Origin of the sequence: Devosia sp. (assembly GCF_040509215.1) — a bacterium.
Lineage (GTDB): Bacteria > Pseudomonadota > Alphaproteobacteria > Rhizobiales > Devosiaceae > Devosia.
On sequence record NZ_JBEVLL010000177.1, the window covers coordinates 1 to 20683 of the forward strand.

General features: G+C 63.0%; 16 protein-coding genes. 7 read left to right on the plus strand and 9 right to left on the minus strand.

Annotated elements, in window-relative coordinates:
• Positions 1–85 precede the first annotated feature (85 nt).
• Complete coding sequence (locus ABW043_RS09750) at positions 86–697, minus strand: hypothetical protein (protein WP_353921017.1); 612 nt, start codon at positions 695–697, stop codon at positions 86–88.
• Entirely contained in the window at positions 684–1838 is a 1155-nt protein-coding gene (locus ABW043_RS09755; RefSeq protein ID WP_353921018.1) for a hypothetical protein, read from the minus strand. The genes ABW043_RS09750 and ABW043_RS09755 overlap by 14 nt, the downstream gene beginning before the upstream one ends.
• Positions 1839–1995: 157 nt before the next feature.
• Between ABW043_RS09755 and ABW043_RS09760 the strand changes: the two genes are divergently transcribed.
• Entirely contained in the window at positions 1996–3135 is a 1140-nt protein-coding gene (locus ABW043_RS09760) for a glycosyltransferase family 2 protein (protein ID WP_353921019.1), read from the plus strand.
• A gap of 71 nt (positions 3136–3206) precedes the next feature.
• On the opposite strand, the gene dxs is transcribed toward ABW043_RS09760, so the two are convergent.
• The 7 genes from dxs to ABW043_RS09795 form a co-directional block, all read right to left on the minus strand.
• Positions 3207–5135, minus strand: a complete 1929-nt coding sequence (gene dxs, locus ABW043_RS09765) for a 1-deoxy-D-xylulose-5-phosphate synthase (protein WP_353921020.1) — start codon at positions 5133–5135, stop codon at positions 3207–3209.
• 144 nt (positions 5136–5279) lie between these two features.
• Positions 5280–6959, minus strand: coding sequence for a peptidoglycan L,D-endopeptidase MepK (gene mepK, locus ABW043_RS09770; RefSeq protein ID WP_502908634.1), 1680 nt, complete (start codon positions 6957–6959; stop codon positions 5280–5282).
• A gap of 195 nt (positions 6960–7154) precedes the next feature.
• Positions 7155–8855 carry a L,D-transpeptidase family protein gene (locus tag ABW043_RS09775; RefSeq protein ID WP_353921022.1) on the minus strand — a complete coding sequence of 567 codons (1701 nt, stop codon included), beginning with the start codon at positions 8853–8855 and terminating at the stop codon, positions 7155–7157.
• Between the two features lie 148 nt (positions 8856–9003).
• A complete protein-coding gene (locus ABW043_RS09780) occupies positions 9004–10653 on the minus strand; it encodes a saccharopine dehydrogenase family protein (RefSeq protein WP_353921023.1) in 1650 nt (549 codons plus the stop codon).
• On the minus strand, positions 10650–11888 hold the full coding sequence (locus ABW043_RS09785) for an FAD-dependent oxidoreductase (protein WP_353921049.1): 1239 nt from the start codon (positions 11886–11888) through the stop codon (positions 10650–10652). Before ABW043_RS09785 ends, ABW043_RS09780 begins: the two co-directional genes overlap by 4 nt.
• Before the next feature lie 113 nt (positions 11889–12001).
• Entirely contained in the window at positions 12002–13288 is a 1287-nt protein-coding gene (gene fabF, locus ABW043_RS09790) for a beta-ketoacyl-ACP synthase II (protein ID WP_353921024.1), read from the minus strand.
• Positions 13289–13352: 64 nt separating this feature from the next.
• Positions 13353–13739 carry a MarR family winged helix-turn-helix transcriptional regulator gene (locus ABW043_RS09795; protein ID WP_353921025.1) on the minus strand — a complete coding sequence of 129 codons (387 nt, stop codon included), beginning with the start codon at positions 13737–13739 and terminating at the stop codon, positions 13353–13355.
• Between the two features lie 177 nt (positions 13740–13916).
• Here ABW043_RS09795 and ABW043_RS09800 point away from each other — a divergent pair, with 177 nt between their 5' ends.
• From ABW043_RS09800 to ABW043_RS09825, 6 genes are all read left to right on the plus strand, one after another.
• Complete coding sequence (locus ABW043_RS09800; protein ID WP_353921026.1) at positions 13917–14807, plus strand: alpha/beta hydrolase family protein; 891 nt, start codon at positions 13917–13919, stop codon at positions 14805–14807.
• A 174-nt stretch (positions 14808–14981) separates the two neighbouring features.
• Positions 14982–15911 (plus strand): ABC transporter permease, encoded by a 930-nt coding sequence (locus tag ABW043_RS09805; protein ID WP_035086923.1) that lies wholly within the window; start codon positions 14982–14984, stop codon positions 15909–15911.
• Positions 15908–17080 carry an ABC transporter permease gene (locus ABW043_RS09810; protein WP_353921027.1) on the plus strand — a complete coding sequence of 391 codons (1173 nt, stop codon included), beginning with the start codon at positions 15908–15910 and terminating at the stop codon, positions 17078–17080. Before ABW043_RS09805 ends, ABW043_RS09810 begins: the two co-directional genes overlap by 4 nt.
• Entirely contained in the window at positions 17077–18081 is a 1005-nt protein-coding gene (locus ABW043_RS09815; protein ID WP_353921028.1) for an ABC transporter ATP-binding protein, read from the plus strand. The genes ABW043_RS09810 and ABW043_RS09815 overlap by 4 nt, the downstream gene beginning before the upstream one ends.
• Positions 18078–19097 carry an ABC transporter ATP-binding protein gene (locus tag ABW043_RS09820; RefSeq protein WP_353921029.1) on the plus strand — a complete coding sequence of 340 codons (1020 nt, stop codon included), beginning with the start codon at positions 18078–18080 and terminating at the stop codon, positions 19095–19097. Before ABW043_RS09815 ends, ABW043_RS09820 begins: the two co-directional genes overlap by 4 nt.
• A complete protein-coding gene (locus ABW043_RS09825) occupies positions 19094–20674 on the plus strand; it encodes a peptide ABC transporter substrate-binding protein (RefSeq protein WP_353921030.1) in 1581 nt (526 codons plus the stop codon). The genes ABW043_RS09820 and ABW043_RS09825 overlap by 4 nt, the downstream gene beginning before the upstream one ends.
• The last annotated feature ends 9 nt before the right edge of the window (positions 20675–20683 follow it).

A 20683-nucleotide genomic window follows, 5' to 3' on the forward strand; every position in this document is an offset into this window, starting at 1 on the left:
ATGGAGCAGGAAGCCATACTCGAGCTCTACATGTCGGCGCTCGGCATGATCGAAGGTGGCTCCGACCACTGATATCTAATGCAGCTCAGCCCGGTACTGCCGGGCTGAGCGACAAGGCGGTGAGTTTGACCGAGCGCCAATAGGTGTTCGAGACCCGCTTGCCCGGCGAGATGGCGTCGGGGTAGTCGAGTTTGATATCGACAAAGCCATCGCCATCCAGAGCACTTGCGGGGATCGAAATGGTGAACCGCTCGGTCTTGTCCGGCGTTACGGCAATTTCCCCGATTTCCTGATCATTGGCGGAGACGATGACACGCTGCTGGGCTGGGCCGGGCAGGGTTACGCCGGTCAATTCCAGCATCAGTGTCAGCGGGCGGGTTTCGCTGGTGGCAAAGCGCAGGCGAGACAATTGGCCGACGGAATGGGTGCCATCGCCCGCCGGGCCAGTCCAGCCGCAGGGGCGGAGTTCGCGGGTTTCATCGCCTTCCGAGCGGAAATTGAGTTCGGTGCCCAGCACATATTTTCCCGTCACCGGCTGCGGCAGGCAGGTGGTGGTGCGGTCGATGTAATAGGCCCGATAGTCGTCCGAGACATTGGGGTGGAGGCCCTGCCAGAGAATGGCGAGCTCGAAGAGAGCGAGGATCGCTGCGAGCGCATAGGCGCCGAGCGCCAGGGGTGATCGATCAGACAAGCGCAACATTGCCTCCGAGCCAGGCGAGGGTGACGAACCAGGCGCCGATGATGAGACCAATGAGGCTGATGGCGAAGACCACGCGGTTTTTGCCCAGGATCGTCGCGGCCGTGATGGTGATCGGGGCCATGCCGGCCATGAAGCGCAGCATGGAGGCAAGGCCGGCCGCCAGCGGAATGATGATGCAGAAGAGGCAGAAGACCACGGCGGGCCATTGTCGGCGCCAGGCGAGGACGCCGGTGATGATGAGGCCGGTGACCGCGGCGAGTGCCAGGATCTGGGAATTGCTGAGGAGCGCGCCGCCGTTGGACCAGTTGACGAGGCCTTCCCAGAGATAGGTCAGGGGATTGGCGATCTGCCGGCCCCAGGCGCGCTGGGTGTGGCTGAAGGCGAGGCCATCGCCGATCCAGTAATTGAGGAAGGCCATGTAGGTGAAAAAGCCGAGCGGCGAGATGAAGATGGCAAGGACGAGTTTGGGCTGGCCGAGAAGCCCGCCGACAATGCCGCGCCAGGTTCCCTTGTCCTGCCGATAGTCCATCAGGGCCTTGATGCCGATGGAGAGCGAGGCGAAGACCCCGACGATGCGCGTCGCCGAGAGGAGGGCGGCGGCCGCGGCGGCACCAAGATAGTCGGAGCGCCCGAGGAAGCGGAAGACCAGCGTCGTCAGGAGGACGAACATCACCTCGGTAAAGAAGGTGGTGAAATAGAACGAGACCGGGCCCGACAGCATGAAGGCGGCGTAGAGCGTGTAGGCCCGGATGTTTTTGCCCAGCAATGGCCAGGCGACGACGACGGCGGCATAGGCCGTGACGATGGAGAGGAGGCTTGCCAGCACGATGGTGGGGAGGGGGATGATCTTGCCGATCAGTCCCACGAGGATCGGATAGAATGGAAAGAATGCCCAATTGCCGGCGGAGACGCGCGAGGGCACCGGAAAGGTGTCGTAGCCGGTCTCGGCCATGCGGACGTACCAGGTGCAATCCCAGCGGCAGAGCGCGCTGAAATATTGCGTCCATTCGGTATCGGGCTGGGCATAGCGGAAGGCGAGGAAGCGGATCAGCGTGCCGCTCAAGACGAAGATGAGCGGCAAAAGCAGGATGAGCGCGGTGGGCCTATCTTGCTTGAAATCGGTATGGGGGGAATACACGGCGCCTCCGGCCATGAGGGGAATTGGTGAAGTGACACAAAGCGCGGCGGGCCACATCTGCGCTGCACGCAACCCAGCCATGAAATCTATCCCACGCAACTTTAAGTGCGCGGCGTGCTTTTAAGGGGGATGCCCCGCAGCCAGAGTGCTCAAGAAAATGTCGAACGGCCCGATCCAAGAAGCCAGCGTCGCACTTCATACCAATTTCCGCCCCCCGCAGCTCGCCGTGATCGTCCCCTCCTATAATGAGCGGGGCAATATCGAGTTGCTTTACGAAAAGGTGGCTCTGGCTCTCGGCAATACACCCTGGGAAATGATCGTCGTTGACGACAACAGTCCCGATGGCACGGCCGATGTCGTCAACGAGTTGAGCCGGGTCTATGCCAATATCCGCTGCGTCAGGCGTTTTGGCCGCCGGGGCCTGGCCTCTGCCTGTGTCGAAGGCATGGCCGTTACCGCGGCGCCCTATGTGGCCGTCATCGACGCGGACCATCAGCATGACGAAACCATTCTCCCCAAGATGCTGGCCGAAGCGGTCAACGGCGCCGATCTGGTTGTCGGTTCGCGCTTTGCAGAAGGTGGGTCGGCCGGTGATGGTCTGAGCCAGACACGGCTTTCGGGCAGCAACCTCGCCAATCGGCTCGCCGGCATGATCGCGGGGCAGGCGGTGAGCGATCCGATGAGCGGCTTTTTCCTGATGCGCCGCGAGGCTGCTCTCGAGGCTGCGCCAAAGCTCGCGAGCGACGGGTTCAAGATTCTCATCGATCTGATCGTGACATCGGCCCGCATGGGCAAGCCGCTGAAAATCGCTGAAGTGCCCTATACGTTCCGTCCGCGCCATGCGGGCGAGAGCAAGATGAACCCGCTGATCGTGATCCAGTATCTGGGTCTCTGGGTATCGAAGATGACGGCTGGCGTGCTGCCGCCGAGCTTCCTGCTGTTTGGCCTTGTGGGTGGCACGGGCGTTGTCGTTCACCTCGCCACGCTGGCGCTATTCACCTCGATCTTCGGCCAGGGTTTCGTGGTGTCGCAGATCGCGGCAACGCTGATCGCCATGGGCTGGAATTTCGTTCTCAACAACAACCTGACCTATGCCGACCGCAAGCTCAAGGGCACGCGGCTGGTCACGGGCTTCCTCAGCTTCTGCGCCATCTGTGCGCTGGGTGGCATTGCCAATATCTCGGTGGCCAATGCGATCTACCAGTGGGATCACCAGACGTTCGTGGCCGGCCTTTCGGGCGCGATCATGAGCTCGGTGTTCAATTACGCGGTGACGCGGGCTTTTACCTGGAAGTAGCGCGAAGCCAGTTCCCCAAAACAAAAATCCCCGCGCGAGCGGGGATTTTTTTATGCGCGATTGTTTTTGGTTCAGGCCTGGGCGAGCGCCGCTTTCATGGCGGCTTCGTCATAGCCGAGAGCCGTGAGCGCCGTCTGCACGATACCAGCGCGGTCAAGGCCGGCGGCGGCGTACATGTCGGCCTGGCTCGAATGCTCGTCGAAGCGATCCGGGATCATCAGTGGGCGGAAGCGCACCTTGCCGTCGAGCAGGCCGTTGGAAGCGAGGAAGGTCGCGACGTGGCTGCCGAAGCCGCCAAGGCCGCCTTCTTCGGTCGTGATCAGTACGTCGTGGGTCTGGGCCAGACGGGCGGTCAGCTCTTCGTCGAGCGGCTTGAGGAAGCGAGCGTCGACGATGGTCGGGTTGAGGCCGAGCGCGGCGAGCTTGTCGGCGGCGGCCATGACTTCGCCGAGGCGCGTGCCATAGGAGAGCAGCGCAATGGTGCTGCCCTGGCGGATGATGCGACCTTTGCCGATCGGCAAGATTTCGCCGCGGGCGGGCATGTCGACGCCCATGCCATCGCCGCGCGGATAGCGGAAGCTGATGGGGCCGGCGTCATAGGCGGCAGCGGTTGCGACCATGTGGCGGAGTTCGGCCTCATCGGCCGCTGCCATCTGCACGATGCCGGGAATGGCGCCGAGATAGGCGTTGTCGTAGTTGCCGGCATGGGTTGGGCCGTCGGCGCCGACAAAGCCGGCACGGTCGATGGCGAAGCGCACCGGCAGGCCCTGGATGGCCACGTCGTGGATCACCTGGTCATACGCGCGCTGCAGGAAGGTCGAATAGATGGCGCAGAAGGGGCGCATGCCTTCGCTGGCAAGGCCGGCCGCAAAGGTGACGGCGTGCTGCTCGGCAATGCCGACGTCATAGATGCGATCGGGGAAAAGCTCGGCGAACTTGTCGAGGCCGGTGCCCGAGGGCATGGCGGCGGTGACGGCGACGACGCGCTTGTCGTTCTGCGCTTCCTGGATCAGCGTTTCAGCGAACACCGAGGTGTAGGACGGCGCGTTCGAGGGGGCCTTGGTCTGGGCGCCGGTCACGACGTTGAATTTAGAGACGCCGTGATACTTGTCGGCCGAGTTCTCGGCCGGGGCGTAGCCCTTGCCCTTCTTGGTCACGACATGGACGAGGACGGGCCCCTTTTCCATTTCGCGCACATTGTCGAGCACGGGCAGCAGGTGGTCGAGATTGTGCCCATCGATGGGCCCGACATAATAAAAGCCGAGCTCTTCGAAGAGCGTGCCGCCAGTAAAGAACGAGCGGGCGAATTCTTCGGTTTTCCGCGCCGGTTCGTGGAGGAATTGCGGGAGCTTGCTCACCACCGACTTTGCCGCGTCGCGCGTGCCGCGATAGGCCGGGCTCGACACGAGTTGAGCGAGATAGGCGCGCAAAGCGCCGGTCGGCGGCGCGATCGACATGTCATTGTCGTTGAGAATGACGACGAGGCGCGCGTCCATATCGCCGGCATTGTTCATGGCCTCATAGGCCATGCCCGCCGACATGGCGCCATCGCCGATCACGGCCACGACATTGCGCGGGGTATCGAGGTGTTCGCTGGCAACGGCCATGCCGAGGCCGGCCGATATCGAGGTCGAGGAGTGGCCGGCGCCGAAGGGGTCGTATTCGCTCTCGGCGCGGCGGGTGAAACCGGAAAGGCCGTCCTTCTGGCGCAGCGTGCGCATGCGGTCGCGGCGGCCGGTGAGGATCTTGTGCGGATAGGCCTGGTGGCCGACGTCCCAGATGATGCGGTCATGCGGGGTATCGAAAACCGCGTGCAGAGCCACCGTGAGTTCAACGACGCCGAGGCCGGCGCCAAGATGGCCGCCAGTGACGGATACCGCATCGACCATTTCGGTGCGCAGTTCGTCGGCAAGCTGGCGCAGCTGCTCGCGCGGCAGGGCGCGCAGATCGGCGGGCGATTGGACCGTGTCGAGCAACGGCGTGTGCGGCTTTTCGGCCAAGCTGGGGCTCCTTGGGAAGCGGCGGCAACAGAAATGTGTTTAGGCGCGTGACTGTGCCAATGCAAGGACCGGCACGGTTAAGTGCCGGTCTGATCAAACGCTTGAAATCAAAGAAAGTGGCGCCGATACGGCGTCGTCAGCGTTTTAGTTGGTGGCCGGTGCGAAACGGCGATTTCCGCCCATGGTCGTGTCTTCGCCGGCACCCATGACGATGACATAGCTGCCCATTTCCGGAGTCGGGTCGAAATCGGCCTCGTCGCGATCAAAGATCACGGCGAAGTGGTTCGAACTGAGGCTGGCCGGGGCGGCGAAGACATCGGCAACGTGCTCGAAATCGGGCGCAACAAGGTCGGGCTTGCGCATGCCGGCAGCGACGGGGGGCGAGATGTGGTTGGTCAGAGCCGCAACGAGATCGGACTGCTGGGCCGTTCCGACGGCGTCGAACGTGCCGGAGAAGAGATTTGCCATCTCTGCATCCGAAGGCGGCAGTGCCGTCAGTTCGGTTGGCATCGGGGTGCCGACGGAAGCAAGAACGGAGCGCGAAGCGGGTGCGGCCGGAATGGAGCCGGTCACGGTCGGGCCCAGCGAGGCGATCACGGGGCGGCCAAGGCCGGTTGGTGCTGCCGCATAGGCTGTGAGCGTGACTTCGGGCTCGGCGGCGTGGAGCGGCGGCATGGGGACCGGAGCGTCGGTGAGCGCGGCAAGAGCGGTGACGGCGTCGCCGGCCGGCAGGGCCGCAGCCGTGGCGACACGCAGGGTTTCGGACTTGATCGCCGGGGTTGGCGCCACGACGGATGGTGTCAGTTCCGCAGCATCGAGCGGGGCGCTGCCGACGGTCGAGAAGGGCATGAAAGCGGGATCGGCAGGGACGGGCGCCACGGCGGCAGACTGAGGTTCTGCGGCCGCAACCATCATGGTGGCGGGGCGCGGCGCGGGAACCGGAGCAAGCTCGGAGGTGGCGGTCTGCGGCGCGAGGGCTGCGACCTGAACGGGAGCCGGTGCTGCTGCAGCGACCGGCGCTGCGGCATTGCCCGGCTTGCCGCCGAAGAGCACGTCCATCAGGGTTTTGCCATTACCGCCGTTGCCGGCATCGGCGACCATGGTGCCCGAAGATCCGCCGCCATTGCAGGGATAGGCGTGGCACTGTTTCCACTCGGCCATGGCAATGTTGTAGCCTTCCTGCGAGAGCGGCTTGCCGTCGGTGGGCAGGTGCATGGTGCGGCCGTCTGGGAAGATTTCCTTCAATTGCGCGCGGGTCATGCGCGGCCAGGCGCGGACGGAGCCGACGTCGAGATGGACGAAGGGGCTGCCGGAGGTTGGGTAATAGCCGACGCCGCCGACCTGCTTACTCATTGCCACGGCACGCAATTTTGCCAGGGGCACGCCGGGGATGAAGAAATCCATGGCGGTGCCGCGCATGTGCTGGGAATTGTCAGCGACCCCGGAAGACTTTTCGGCCAGCATGGCGTTGGTCTTGGGGGAGCGGTAGGCCGAGACGATATTGACCGGCTGAGAGGCGCCAACCTCTTGATAAACCTCCCAAATCAGGTCGAAGAGGCGGGGGTCCATCTTGGTGGGTTCGTTGCGGCGCCAGTCGCGCAGGAACTGGTTGAGCTCGTTAAGCCCGGATTGCACATATTGGCCATTGCGCTTGAAGACGATGCGCGAGGTTTCCTTGGTGTGCGTATAGTAGAGATAGAGGGCGCGCTCGGTCGCAGCCACGGCGGGCTGGACGGCAAAAATGCCGGTCATACAAATAGTTACAAGCGTTGTTGCGAGAAAACGCAAGAAAACACTACGCTGCAAAAAGGAAATCCCCGTCACGCCTAACTCTGCCCGGTTCAATGCCAGTATCGTTCGACGTTAGCGCAAAAATCGCACGATTTTATTAACGCTAACCAGGTGTGAACCGACCAGGTGGCCCCCTCACGCCTTCGTTATTAAGGGCAAAAACGGGCGCAACCAAGGCGAAAATGCTAACAGACTGTTACCGCCTGGCGTAGCCGGGGCCACAATTGGTTAGGGCGAAAGCTCTTCGGGGACGTTTTCGACCTCGGCGACGATGGTCGGCGGGGCAGAATTGGCGAGGCCCATGGCTTCGATCAATTTTTCATTGTGCCCATAGACGTCGCCATAGGAGCGGATCGCTCCATCGGTGCCGACGCGCAGCGTGAAGTAAGCGAGGTGCACCGGGATCTGGGTTTCCGGGTTCACCCAGCGCTCGGAGGGGCCGAACATGGCTTCGAGCGAGGCGCGGCTGATCTTGGTTTCATTGGCCATCAGCGCATCGGCAAATTCGAACGGATTTTCGACGCGGATGCAGCCGTGGCTGAAGGCGCGGAAGGAGCGGGCGAACAGCGACTTGGACGGCGTATCGTGGAGATAGACGTCGTGCTTGTTGGGGAAGAGGAACTTGATCTGGCCAAGGGCATTGCCGGCGCCGGGGCGCTGGCGGACCTTGAAGGGGAAGTAGGAGGTGGAGACCTGCGACCAATCGACCTGCCAGGGGCTGACCGGGGTGCCGTTATAGAGCAGGTCCATATTATGGCTGTCGGTATAACCGGGATTGCGCAGCACGGCCGGGGCGATCTCGCCCTTGATGATCGAGGACGGGACGTTCCAATAGGGGTTCACCACCAGATGCCGGATATTGTCCGAGAAGATCGGGGTCTGGTTCTTGGTGGTGCCGACGACGACACGGGTGCCGTATTCCTCGACGCCATTACGCTGAATGGAGAGGCGGAATTCGGGGATGTTGACGAAGACGTTGAACTGGCCGAGATCGGCAGGCATCCAGCGCCAGCGCTCCATATTGGCCAGAATATCTTCGCGGCGCGTGGCATTGCCGCCATTGAAGGCCGCAATGGTCGCTGACCCGATAATGCCGTCAACTTCGAGGCCCTGGCTTTCCTGGAAGGTTTCGACGGCGGTGACGAGGGTGTCGTCGTAAAGGTTGGTGGCCCCTGCCGGCAGTTCGAGGCGGGCACGGATGGCGTGGACGCGGGCGTCGGAATTGCCGGGGCGCAGCACGGGGCCATCGCCGATCGGGGCCGGACGGGCCGTGGTGCTGGTTTCGAAATTGGCGAGAGCGGCCTTGAGGGCCAGGAATTCGGGGTGCTTTGGCTCAAGCTCGGCCAGGATCGGGGCGGGGTCCTGGCTCTGGGCGAGGCGCTCGAGCAGGGCCGCCTGATCGAGCGGCTTGGGCGTGATGTCGAGGTTTTCGCTGACCGACTGGGGGCGAATGCGACCATTGTAGAGGTGATTGGCATAGCGCAGCACGGCGCCGGAAAAGGCGGTTTCGAGCCCGGCGAGCGCGATTGGGTCGCTGCTATTGGCGCGCGAAAGGTCGATGTCCGCGGTCAGATAATCGCTGGGGCGCAGGCCTTCGGTATCGGCCTTTTCAAAGAGCGCGATGATCTGCTGCGCGGACGGAGAGAAAGTGACCTTACCGCCGGCGCCTTCGCTGAGCCAGATCGGCTCGAAGTGACGTTCGCCATAGAGGAAATAGAGCTTTTGCGCCTCTTCATAGGCGCGGGAGCCAGACTTGGCAGAGCCATAGGCCGAGGAAAGACCGGTCTTGATGGTGCGTGCGAGATCGTTCTGCGGCGGCGCGATGACGACGGGCTGAATGGCCAGAGCGGCCACTTCCTGACCTATTGCCGAATGGCCAATGGAGGTCGCAGCGAGCACTGCAACGAGACTGACCAATAGCTTACGCATCTTCGCTCCTATTACGCCGGAAACACCTGCGAATCCCTGAGATTCGGGCACATCTGGAGTAAATTCATTACTCATGAAACCTTAACGGGAGCAATCGCTCCCATAAACGTGATGTTCATCTGTGGCGGAGACGCAACGCCGGGGGCAGCTAGACCGACAGATGGCCGCGATAGGCGACAAGGCGGCCAAGGAGCGGCAGGTCGATTTCGACATCGAAGAGGTGGCGACCTTGGTCGTCGACACGTTCCTCGGCCTTGATCTGCGGCAGCAGGAAAGCGGGGATAGGAAGGCCCAGAAAGCTTCCATCGACGCGCTGCATGTCGAGGCCACTGGCGTCGGCCGCAAGACGCATGCGGATGCTGAAAAGACCAAAGCTCTCGGCGATGAGGCCGCCGGATTCGCGCATCTGGGAGCGCATGATTTTGCCGGCGAAATTGCGGGACCAGTATTCGCGGCCATCGCGCTGCTCGATGACGACGCGCACCGGGACGGTGCCGGGTTTTGTCGGCATGCCGAGCAGTTTTGCGACGAGACGATTGAGCGGGGAAGACGCAGGGCGAACGAGCGCCTCGCCATCGGCGACGATGGCGGGCATGCCGCGGTGGAGACGCCTTGTGGTCTCGGGCAGGGACGAGAACGCGGCGCCGAGCACGCGCTGATAGAGCGGGGGTTCCGGCACGAGGGTTTCGGATGAGATTTCGATAGAGAGGCTGGTGTACCAGGCGCTGATTTCGTCGATGCCGAGGAGGCCTGCGGCGCTTCTGGCGCCGGGTTCTATCGGGGTGCCGAAGGCGAGGCGCTGGACCATGGCGGCAGCCGGGCCGACGGGCACATAGGGGCCGTCGCCGGCCGTGGCCTTGAGTTGCCAGCGCGCGTGGCTGGCCTGCCCATTGGCGTCTTCGCCCGAGATCTCGATGAGCATGCCGCCATCCTGGCTGCCGAAGCGGTCGAGAGCGTTGGCCACGAGCGTGCCGAGGCCGGTGAAGAGGCGCGCAGAGGGGACAAAGCGCCAGCGCACGGCAAGGCCGGAGAGGGCAATGAGCCAATTGAGCACGGGCAGTTCCATGCCCGCGTCGAAGGCGGCGCGGACGCGCGGGGACCAGCGCGCGGGCAGGGTGTCGAGATCGGGGACGTCGGCGAGCATGGCGCGGCGGGGTTTCAGGCCGGAGATGGTGACCCAGCGCGGGCGAGACCAGCCATGGCCGGTCTGCCATTCGCCTTCGCGATAGACGCGGACCGGCTGGCCGACCCAGGAAAGAATGCCTTCGATGACGGAGCGGCCCTTGGGTGTCTGGTTGCCGGGGACGATGGCGCAGTCGATCGTGTCCAGGCTGCGCCAGCCGGCGGCAAGGCTGTCGAGGGCGGCATTGCTGAGGGCGGGGGTGGAACTGGCGCCGGTGGTGACCGAAATGCCGCTGGCGCGGGCGGCAGCGTCGAACTGGGCTATTCCGGCGATGAACTGGCGGGAGTCGGCGAGGTCAACATAGTGGCAGCGGGCCGCTATGGCGGCACTGATGAGATTGGGGCCGGAAAGTTGGAAGGGGCCCGCGCAATCGACGACGATCTGGCAGCCGAGGGTGTTGAGGTTTTCCGCGGTGGCCGTGTCGCGGTCGATCTGGATCGTGCTGTGACTGCCCTCGGGATCGAGGCCTTTCAGCTCCTCTGCGAGCGCTGCAAGTTTGCCGGGGGAGCGTCCGCCGAGCGAGAGCTGGAAGCGGCCGGCTTGCGCGAGGAGCCGGGCGAGGCGGGACCCAAAAGTGCCGCCGGCGCCGATGATGAGGACGTGGGGGCGGGTCATTGCCGCGTCTCTTCGGGATAGAGGGCGGGCGGCAGGCCGATGCGGCGCAGGGGATTGAGCAACTGGCCGGAGACAAGGCCGGCGAGCAACCAGGGAATGGGCGGAATCTTGGCGCCGCTCGATATGGCGATGTCGCGGAGGAGCGGAAGGACCGCGCTGTCGGACTGGTAGAACGGGGTCAGGGCGATGGACATGAACTGGTAGAAGCGGACGTGCCAGCGGCGCATGCGGCAATAGAGATCGAGTGCATCTTCGATGGAGGTGGAGCGCTCGATGGCGGCGGAAAGCGCGGCGGCATCAAGGAGGGCCATATTGGCGCCCTGACCAAGCTGGGGACTGGTGCAATGGGCGCTGTCGCCGATGAAGGCGATGCCCTCGCCGGCCGGTACGCGCATTGTGCCGTGAGCATAGCGGGCGAGGGTCATGTCTTCGAAACTGGACATGTTGTCGAGGTGGGGCTGTGCGTCCGGCCAATGCGACAGGACCTCGGCATGCCAGGCGGCAATTCCCCGGGCGCGAACCGTTTCATAGTCGTCGGGTTTAAGGCTCCAGAAGAAGGCGGCGAGTTCGGGGCCATCGAGGGTTCGGCGGCCAATGGGCAGGACGCCGATCATGACGCTGGCCTTGCGATAGCGCTGGGTCAGGGCCTCGCGGTCGAAGCCGCCATCGATCCAGGGGACAGTGCTCCAGATGGCGCCGTATTCGAGGGGTTTTGGGCCGCCGCCAAAACGGGCGGAGGCCCTGAGGGGTGATCTGGCGCCAGAGGCGTCGACGATGAGGTCGAACGGGCCTTCGCGGCGCCCATCGCTTTCTAGCCAATGGCCGCCTGCGGCTGCCGTGTGGCCGGTGGCGGTGAAATCGGTGACGAGGCGGATATCCTGCTGCAGGACGGCGTTGTGCAGCACATCGAAGAGCGTGGCGCGGTGGACGCCGATAGCGTGGATATTGCGGCCGAGGGGGCGGTAGCTGACATCGAGCACTTTGCGGCCAGAGCGGGAATCCGTGCCGGTCAGGCGGCTGACCCGGGCGCCGAGGCCGGCCATTTCACTCCTGAGGCCGAGGGCATCGAGAACGGCGAGGCCGGTCGGCTGCAGCATGAGGCCGGAGCCGACAGGGTGGGGCGTTTCAAAACGCTCGAAAATCGTCACCCGATGGCCGCTTCTCTTAAGGAAGAGGGCGGTGCTGAGGCCGCCGGGGCCAGCGCCGACGATGGCAATTTCGAGAGATTTTCGCAGGGTGGCACCGCGTCATGAAATCATGGTGCGGCATTTGTGGCGCAGGCAAGTGCCTGCGGCAACCAGATTATTTTGCAATTGGCCGGGCCCTGCAAGGCCCGGCCAAGGCGAACTTACTGCGGGGCCTTGCCGAAGATCAGCGCTGCGTTGACGCCACCAAAACCGAAGGAATTGGAGAGGGCGTAGTCGAGCTTCTTGGCGCGAGGCTGGTTGGGGACGAGGTCGAAGGGGGCGGCTTCTTCGATCGGGTCTTCGAGATTGATGGTGGGCGGGAGCTGGCCGGTTTCGAGGGCCTTGATGGAAAAGACGGCTTCGAGAGCGCCGGCGGCGCCGAGGAGGTGGCCAGTGGCGGACTTGGTCGAGGAGATCGAGAGGTCCTTACCGCGGCCGGTGAAGACGGCGGCCAGCGCAGCGATTTCGGCCTGGTCGCCGACGGCGGTGGAGGTGGCGTGGGCGTTGACATAGCCGATCTGGGACTGGTCGAGGCCGGCCATGGAGAGGGCATTGCGGATGGCGACCTGGGCGCCGGCACCATCGGGCGCACCAGCGGTCAGGTGATAGGCATCGGCCGAGGTGCCGTAGCCGGCGAGAATGGCGAGCGGCTTGGCGCCGCGGGCGCGGGCGTGGCTGAGCTTTTCGATGACGATTGTGGCGGCGCCTTCGGAGAGAATGAAGCCGTCATGACCCTTGTCGAACGGGCGCGAGGCCTTGGCGGGATTGTCGGCATGGGATGCCGAGAGGGCGCGGGAGGCGCCGAAGCCGCCGAGGGAGATGGGATCGACCGAGCCTTCGGCGCCGCCGACGACGGCGATTTCCGCTTCACCGGTCATGATCAGGCGCATGCCATCGCCGATGGCCTGGGCCGAAGCGGCGCAGGCGGTGACCGGGGTGCCGATGGGGCCGCGGAAGCTGTGGATGATCGAGAGCCAGCCGGCGGCGAGATTGGCGAGGAAGGAGGGCACGGTGAAGGGCGAGAGGCGGCGCGGGCCCTTGGTGTTGATGGTTTCGACGGCACGCGCCATGACCGGGGAACCGCCGACACCGGAGCCGATGATGGTGGCGGTGGCAGCCTGGTCTGCCGGGTTTTCGGGGTGCCAATTAGCCTGGTTCAGGGCCTCGGCGGTGGCGGCGATGGAATATTGGATGAAGACGTCCATCTTCTTGATGTCCTTGCCGTCGATATGATCGGCGGGATCAAAGCCGGCTTCGTCATTGGCCTTGGACGGGACGAGCCCGGCGATGTGGGACACAAAATCGGTGGTGTCGAAGCGGTCGTTGCGGACGACGCCGCTGCGGCCGGCGAGGAGACGCTGCCAGTTGGTTTCGACGCCAACGCCGAGAGGGCTCACCACTCCCATGCCGGTAACGACGATGGGGTCCTGGGGATCGGGGCGCAGCATGGGTTTTGTCTCCTGTGTATATGCACGATCTGATGTGCAATTGGGGCGAATTGAGGGTCTTGGCCTAGAGTTTGGCGAGGTGGCGGAGGCCGGTGAGTGTCGTTTGGAAGTCGGGGTCGGCGAGCAGGGCGCGTAGTTCCTGCTGGGCGCCTTTCCAGATGGGCAGGGCGGCTTCGAAGGCTTTTCGGCCGTCGGGGGTCAGGGTGATGCGGCGCATTCTCGCGAGATCGCCGGGGCCGGTTGAGAGCAGTTTGCGGCGTTCCAGTACGGCGAGGTTTCGCGACAGGGTTGTGCGGTCTACGGCGAGAAAATTCGCCATTTCGGTAATCGAGGCGGCGGAATCGGTGCTCAGGGTGCCAAGGATATTGAACTGGGCAGCGGTGATGCCGACGCTGCGCAATTGGTGATCGGCGCGACGGGTCAAAGCCCGCGCCGCCTTGCGCGTGTTCATGATCAGGCAGTCGTCAAGCGCGTACTCCATGGGTGGTGATTTAGATCGTGCATATGCACATGTCAAATTTGCGTGGGGTGTAGACAAGGCTTTTGGGCGTCATACACTCGTCATGATCGCGGTTGGGCGATCGTGGGGGGCCGCCCTTCTTGGTGGTCACCGGTAGAGGGTTAAATTATGAAAGCCAGACGTTTGGGATCGTCGCTGCTTGTGGCCGGCGTCGCGATTTTTGCTGCAAGTGTCGCTGTGAGGGCAGAGACGGTGAATGAGGTGAGCGTGCAGAACGGCGCGCGGGCCGTGCCGGCGACGGTCGTGGTGCCCGATGGGGAAGGGCCGTTTCCGGCCGTGGTGATGAACCACGGGCATGGCGGCGGGCGGCAGGAGAATGGCGGCTTTGGCCGGATTGCCAAGGCGCTGGCCGACAAGGGCATTCTGACCATCCGCATGGATTTTGCCGGATCGGGCGACAGCAAGGAGCCGTTCACCGAGGGCTACCTCAGCAACATGATCTCGGATTCCAATGCGAGCCTTGGCTATATTCTCGAGAACTATGCGGTTGATGAGGATCGGCTCGGGATTTTTGGCTACAGCATGGGCGGGCGCATTGCGCTGACCGTGGGCGCCGGCAGCGACAATCCCTATAAGGCCATCGGGCTCCTGGCGCCTTCGGCCGACTGGGGGCAGGAGATGATGGTGGGGTTCCTCGGTGGGCAGGCCGAGTATGACCGGCTCTATGCCGAATCCGGCGGGGACAAAGGCTATGCGGAATTCACGACCCAATGGGGACAGGTGCAGCAACTGAGCCGGCAGTGGTTTGACGACATGATCGCGTCAAAGCCGCTGGAGCTGGCGGGGAGTTTTAAGGGGCCGATGATCGTGGTGCATGGCGACAAGGATGTTGTCGTGCCGGCAGCGGTCAATGAAGCGGTGATTGCGGCTTATCCGGAAGCGAGCCTGGTGGTGGTGCCGGAGGCGGATCATGGCTATGGTTTTTACAGCGACCAGCCTGACGTGACGACGCTTGTCGACACGACCTTTGCCGACTTTTTTGCCGAGAGCCTGAAATAGGTTCAGGATGAAGGGCGGCTTCGCGGTCGCCCTTCGTTTCGGCTCAAGCTTAGCAAATATGCCCTGTGATCTCGCCTCTATCGGATTGATATTGCGTCATTTTGGTGATGCAATAGACATATGTTTCGAAACCGCGTCGATCTTCAGCACGGCTTTCCTGAGGCGGCGTAGCTGATGTTTACCTATATCCTCAATCGCCTGGGCATGATGCTCGTCACCCTTTGGGCGATTGTCACACTGACCTTTTTCCTCATGCATGCCGTGCCGGGCGGGCCTTTCGTTTCCGAACGCATGCTGGCGCCGGAGATCGCGGCGGCGCTCAATGCCAAATATGGGCTGAACCTGCCGATCTGGGAGCAGTATCTCAATTATCTCGGGCGGATTCTGACCTTCGACCTCGGGCCCTCGTTCAAGTATCCGGGGGTGTCGATCAATTCGATGATCGCGGCGGGCTTGCCGGTGACGCTGCAGACGGGGCTCCTGGCGGTGATCTGCGTTGTGGCGCTCGGCGTGCCGCTGGGGGTAATCGCAGCGCTCAATCGCAATCGCTGGCCGGATACGACGGTGATGTTTATCGCGACGCTTGGCGTGGCCATTCCGAGCTATGTGATCGCCACGGTTTCCATTTACGTTTTTGCGCTGCGGCTTGGCTGGGTGCCGACTTTCGGGCTTGATGACTGGCGAGGCTATTTCCTGCCGGTTTTTGCGCTGTCGGGGTTCTGGATTTCCTTCGTGTCGCGGCTGACGCGCTCGTCGCTGCTCGAAACGCTGGAGCAGGATTATATGGTGACGGCGCGGGCCAAGGGGCTGCGCAAAGGGCAGATCCTTTTCAAGCACGGGCTGCGCAATTCGCTATTGCCGGTGGTGACGGTTTTGGGGCCGGTGGTGGCGAACCTGATCACCGGGTCCTTTGTCATCGAGCAGATTTTTGCTCTGCCGGGGATCGGGCGGCAATTCGTGCTGTCGATCACCAATCGCGACTATACCGCCATCATGGGCATCACGATTTTCTATGCCGCGATCCTGATGGTGATGATCCTGATCGTTGACCTTCTTTATGTGTGGCTCGATCCGCGCATCAAACTGACCAAGGCTGCCGCATGACCGATATATCGCCGGAAATGTGGGCCAAGGTGCCCGCAGGGGAGAAGGCAGCGCCCATTCCGCCACCCGCGCCGACCTATGGGCAGGAAGTGCGGCGGCGGCTATGGGCCAACAAGCCGGCCGTGGTCAGCATTGTCTTCATTGTTCTCTTGGTGATCGCGGCGTTCTTCGGGCCGTATTTCTCGCCGCACACCTATTTCAAGCAGGACCTGAAGCTGGCGAATATTCCGCCCTTCTTCGAGACCTATGCGGTGACGGATGGTGCCGGGGAGACGACGCGGTTTTTCCTCAATGCGTCGAATTTCAACCTCTATGAGGTTGATGCCGAGGGAAACATGCTCGGGCTCCTGCGTGGTGGCCGCAAGGACATGATCAAGAAGAGTCAGCCTTATGAATTCGGCGACCAGACGCTGACGCTCGACTATTCCAAACTGCCGGTGCGGCTGCTGCTCGAAGATGGCAGCGAGGTAAGGTCGAGCGGCTGGAGCTGGAACCGGACTTATCTTTTCGGCACCGATCAATTGGGTCGCGATATCCTGGTGCGCCAGCTCTATGGCGCGCAGATTTCGCTGACCGTGGCCTTTGTGGCGACGCTGGTGAACTTCTTCATCGGCGTCTTTTATGGCGGCATTGCCGGCTATATGGGCGGGAAGGTCGATGCGGTGATGATGCGCTTTGTCGAAATCATTTCGACGATTCCGCTCACGCTCTATGTCGTGCTGCTGATGGTGGTTTTCGACTCCGGGCTCCTCTCCATCATCGTCGCCATCGGTTCGGTGTTCTGGGTGGATATGGCGCGGATCGTGCGCGGGCAGATCCTGAGTCTCAAGAGCCAGGATTATGTGGCGGCGGCGCGGACCATGGGGGCGTCGCCCGCGCGCATCCTGACGCGGCACCTGCTGCCCAATTCGATCGGGCCGATCATTGTCACCCTCACCATGCTGATCCCCTCGGCCATCTTCATCGAGAGCTTTATGAGTTTTATCGGGCTCGGCGTGACCCCGCCGCTGGCGAGCTGGGGCTCGTTGACCTCGGAGGCGGTCGAGACTTTGCGTGCCTATCCGCATCAGCTTTTCTTCCCAGCGGCGGCGATTTCGCTGACCATGTTTGCCTTCAACTTCCTGGGCGATGGGCTGCGCGACGCGCTTGATCCGAGGGTTGGGCGATGAACCAGCCAATTCTTTCGGTTCGGGACCTGACGACGTCGTTCTTTACGCGGCGGGGCGAAGTGCAGGCGGTGCGCGGCGTCAGTTTTGACGTGCATGAGGGCGAAATGCTCGGGCTCGTGGGCGAGAGCGGCTCGGGGAAATCGATCACCTGCATGTCGGTGTTGCGGCTGTTGAAAGCCGGCGGAACGATCAAGGCGGGCTCGGCGACCTTTGAGGGGACCGATATTCTCTCGCTCGATGAAGAAGCTTTGTCGGACCTGCGGGGCAATCGGATCGGCGTGATTTTTCAGGACCCGATGACCTCGCTCAACCCCACGCTGACCGTGGGCGAGCAGGTGATGGAGGCCGTAAGGCGGCATCGCAAGGCGAGCGCGGCGGAAGCGCGGGCACGGGCGGTGGAGCTGTTCGAGCTGGTGCGGATTCCCTCGGCAGCAAAACGCCTCGATTCCTATCCGCATGAATTTTCGGGCGGCATGCGGCAGCGCGTGATGATTGCCATGGCGCTGGCCTGCGATCCGAAATTGCTGATTGCCGATGAGCCGACGACGGCGCTGGATGTGACCATTCAGCGGCAGATTCTGGCACTGCTGAAGGATTTGCAGCGGCGGCTCGGCATGTCCGTCATCCTGATCACGCATGACCTTGGCGTCATTGCCGAGGTGACCGATCGGGTGCTGGTGCTTTATGGCGGGCTGATCATGGAGACGGCGCCGGTGCGCGATCTCTTCGCCCGGCCGGCGCATCCCTACACGGTGGGGCTCTTGGGTGCGGTGCCGGACTTGCGGGATGATACGCATCGGCGGCTTACGCCTATTCCGGGGAGTCCGCCGAATATGCTGGCACCGCCGCCGGGATGTCCTTTTGCGCCGCGCTGTCCGCACGCGATGAGCCAATGCATGGCGGCACTGCCACCGCTTTTTGGTGGGTCTCACCAATCGCGGTGCTGGTTGCAGCATCCTGAGGCGCCGAAGGTGGACGCGGTACACGAGGTGGCGGCATGACCCAGCCTCTTCTGCAACTGCGCGATCTTCACAAGCATTTCCGACTGCCGGCTGCGCCGTTTGCGCCGAAGCCTATCCTGCGGGCGGTGGATGGGGTCGATCTCGACCTGATGAAGGGCGAGACGCTGGGGCTGGTGGGTGAATCCGGATGCGGAAAGTCGACGCTGGCGCGGACGGTCATTCGCCTGCATGAACCGACTTCGGGCAGTATCGTCTTTGACGGCCAGGAAGTTGGAAAAGCGCCCGAGGGGCTGCTGGGCAGTTTCCGGCGGCGGGTGCAGATGATTTTTCAGGATCCCTATGCCTCGCTCAACCCGCGGATGAGCGTCGGCGACCTGATTGCCGAGCCGCTGGAAATTGCCGGGGTGGGGACGGCAGCGGAGCGGCGCAAGAAAGTGGCGAACCTCCTTGATCGCGTGGGTTTGCCGAGCGATTCCGCGCAGCGCTTTGCGCATGAATTTTCGGGTGGGCAGCGGCAGCGTATCGGCATTGCGCGGGCGATTGCTCTGGAGCCCGATCTCGTCATCTGCGACGAGCCGATTTCGGCGCTCGACGTTTCGGTGCAGGCGCAGGTCGTCAACATGCTTGAGGACCTGCAGGCTGATCTCGGGCTGACCTATCTTTTCATCACCCATGACCTTTCCATGGTCCGGCATATCTCGGACCGGATCGGGGTGATGTATCTGGGGAAAATCGTCGAGCTGGCGAGCAGTGCCGATCTCTATCATCGGCCTTCGCATCCCTATACCCGCGCCTTGCTCTCGGCCATTCCGGTGCCGGACCCGGAAGCGGCGCGGGCAGTGGAGCCGATGCAGGGGGAAATTCCGAGCCCGATCGACATTCCATCTGGTTGCCGCTTCCGCACGCGCTGTCCGCTCGCCACCGAGCTTTGCGCAAGGGTCGAGCCGCAACTGACCGATATTGGTGGGGGGCATCTGGCCGCCTGTCACTTCGCCGGGCAACTGGCGCAACAAGCAAACGGGGTAAGGGCCCCGCTACAGGAGAGAGTGCAATGAAGAGACTGGTTCTGCCGCTCATAACCGCGGCGCTGCTGGCTTCGGCCGGTTCGGCCTTTGCCGCCGGCGAATTGACCTATGTGGTCAACAATGAAAGCGCCAAGTACGATCCCGGCACCACGGCCGAGACCTTTGCTTCCCCGATCATCGGCAACACATTTGAAGGCCTCGTGCGCCTGAGCCCCGAGGGCGAAGTCGTGCCGGCGCTGGCCGAAAGCTGGGACATCTCCGAGGACGGCCTGACCTACACGTTCCACCTGCGCGATGCGAAATGGTCGGATGGCGAGCCGGTCAAGGCGTCGGACTTCGTCTATGCCTGGAAGCGGATGCTTGATCCGGCGACCGGCGCGATGAACTCGCAGATGCTCTATCACATCGTCGGCGCCGAAGAGGCTTTTGGCGGTGGGGATGCTGCAGCGATTGCCGTCTCGGCGACTGACGACAAGACGTTGACGTTCACGCTCAAGCAGCGCGTGCCCTATATGCTGCAGCTCCTTAACTACCCGACCTTCTATCCCGTGCGTGAGGATGTGGTTTCGGCTGATCCCGAAGGCTGGACGCGTAACCCCGCGACCTTTATCGGCACCGGCCCGTTCCGCGTGACGGCGTTCAACCAGGGCGAGTCGGTCGTCTTCGAAAAGAACCCGAACTATTATGACGCTGACGCTGTCAGCCTCGACAAGCTGACCTTCCGCCTGATCCCCGATCCCGCGACGGCGCTGGCCGCGTTTGAAGCGGGCGACGTGGACGGTATCGAAGCCGTCCCGGCGCCGGAAATTCCGCGTCTTTCGGTCGAGTCCCCTGGCTTCATGATCGTGCCGGCTCTGGGCACGACCTATGGTTTCTTCAATCCGCACCAGGCGCCGCTCGACAATCTCCATGTGCGCAAGGCGCTTTCCATGGCGATCGATCGTTCGGAAATCATCGAATTCGTGCTGCAATCGGCCGACACGCCGGCTCTCGGCCTCGTGCCGCCGGGCATGAGCCTTGCCGGCGAAGATTTCACCGAGGGTCGCGATACCTTTGGTCTCTCGGAAACGGCCGATGTCGAAGGCGCGCAGGCGGAACTGGCCGAGGCCGGCTACCCAAATGGCGAAGGTTTCCCCTCCACCATCTATGTGACCTACTCCTCCCCGCCGATCGAAAAGCTGCTCGAAGCCATCCAGCAGATGTGGAAGGAAAATCTCAATATCGACGTCGAGATCCAGGCCACCGAATGGCAGGTTTTCTATCCCGAAGTGCAGAAGGTCGAGTACCAGATCGCGCAGATGGGCTGGGGCGCCGACTATCCGCACCCGATGACCTTCCTTGACAACTTTGTCACCGGCAGCGCCAACAATCTCGCCAACTGGTCGAATGCCGACTATGACGCGGCCATCGAAGCGGCCAAGGCTGCGAGCGACGAGACCGTGTCGCGCGATGAGATGCGCAAGGCCGAAGCGATCCTGATGAACGATCACGTCATCCTGCCGCAGTATCACCGCTACAACTACATGATGATGAGCCCGGAAGTGACCGGTTTCTGGCGTTCGCCGCTCAACGTGCCTTATTTCCGCGACGCTCAGATCGCAGAATAATTGAACCGC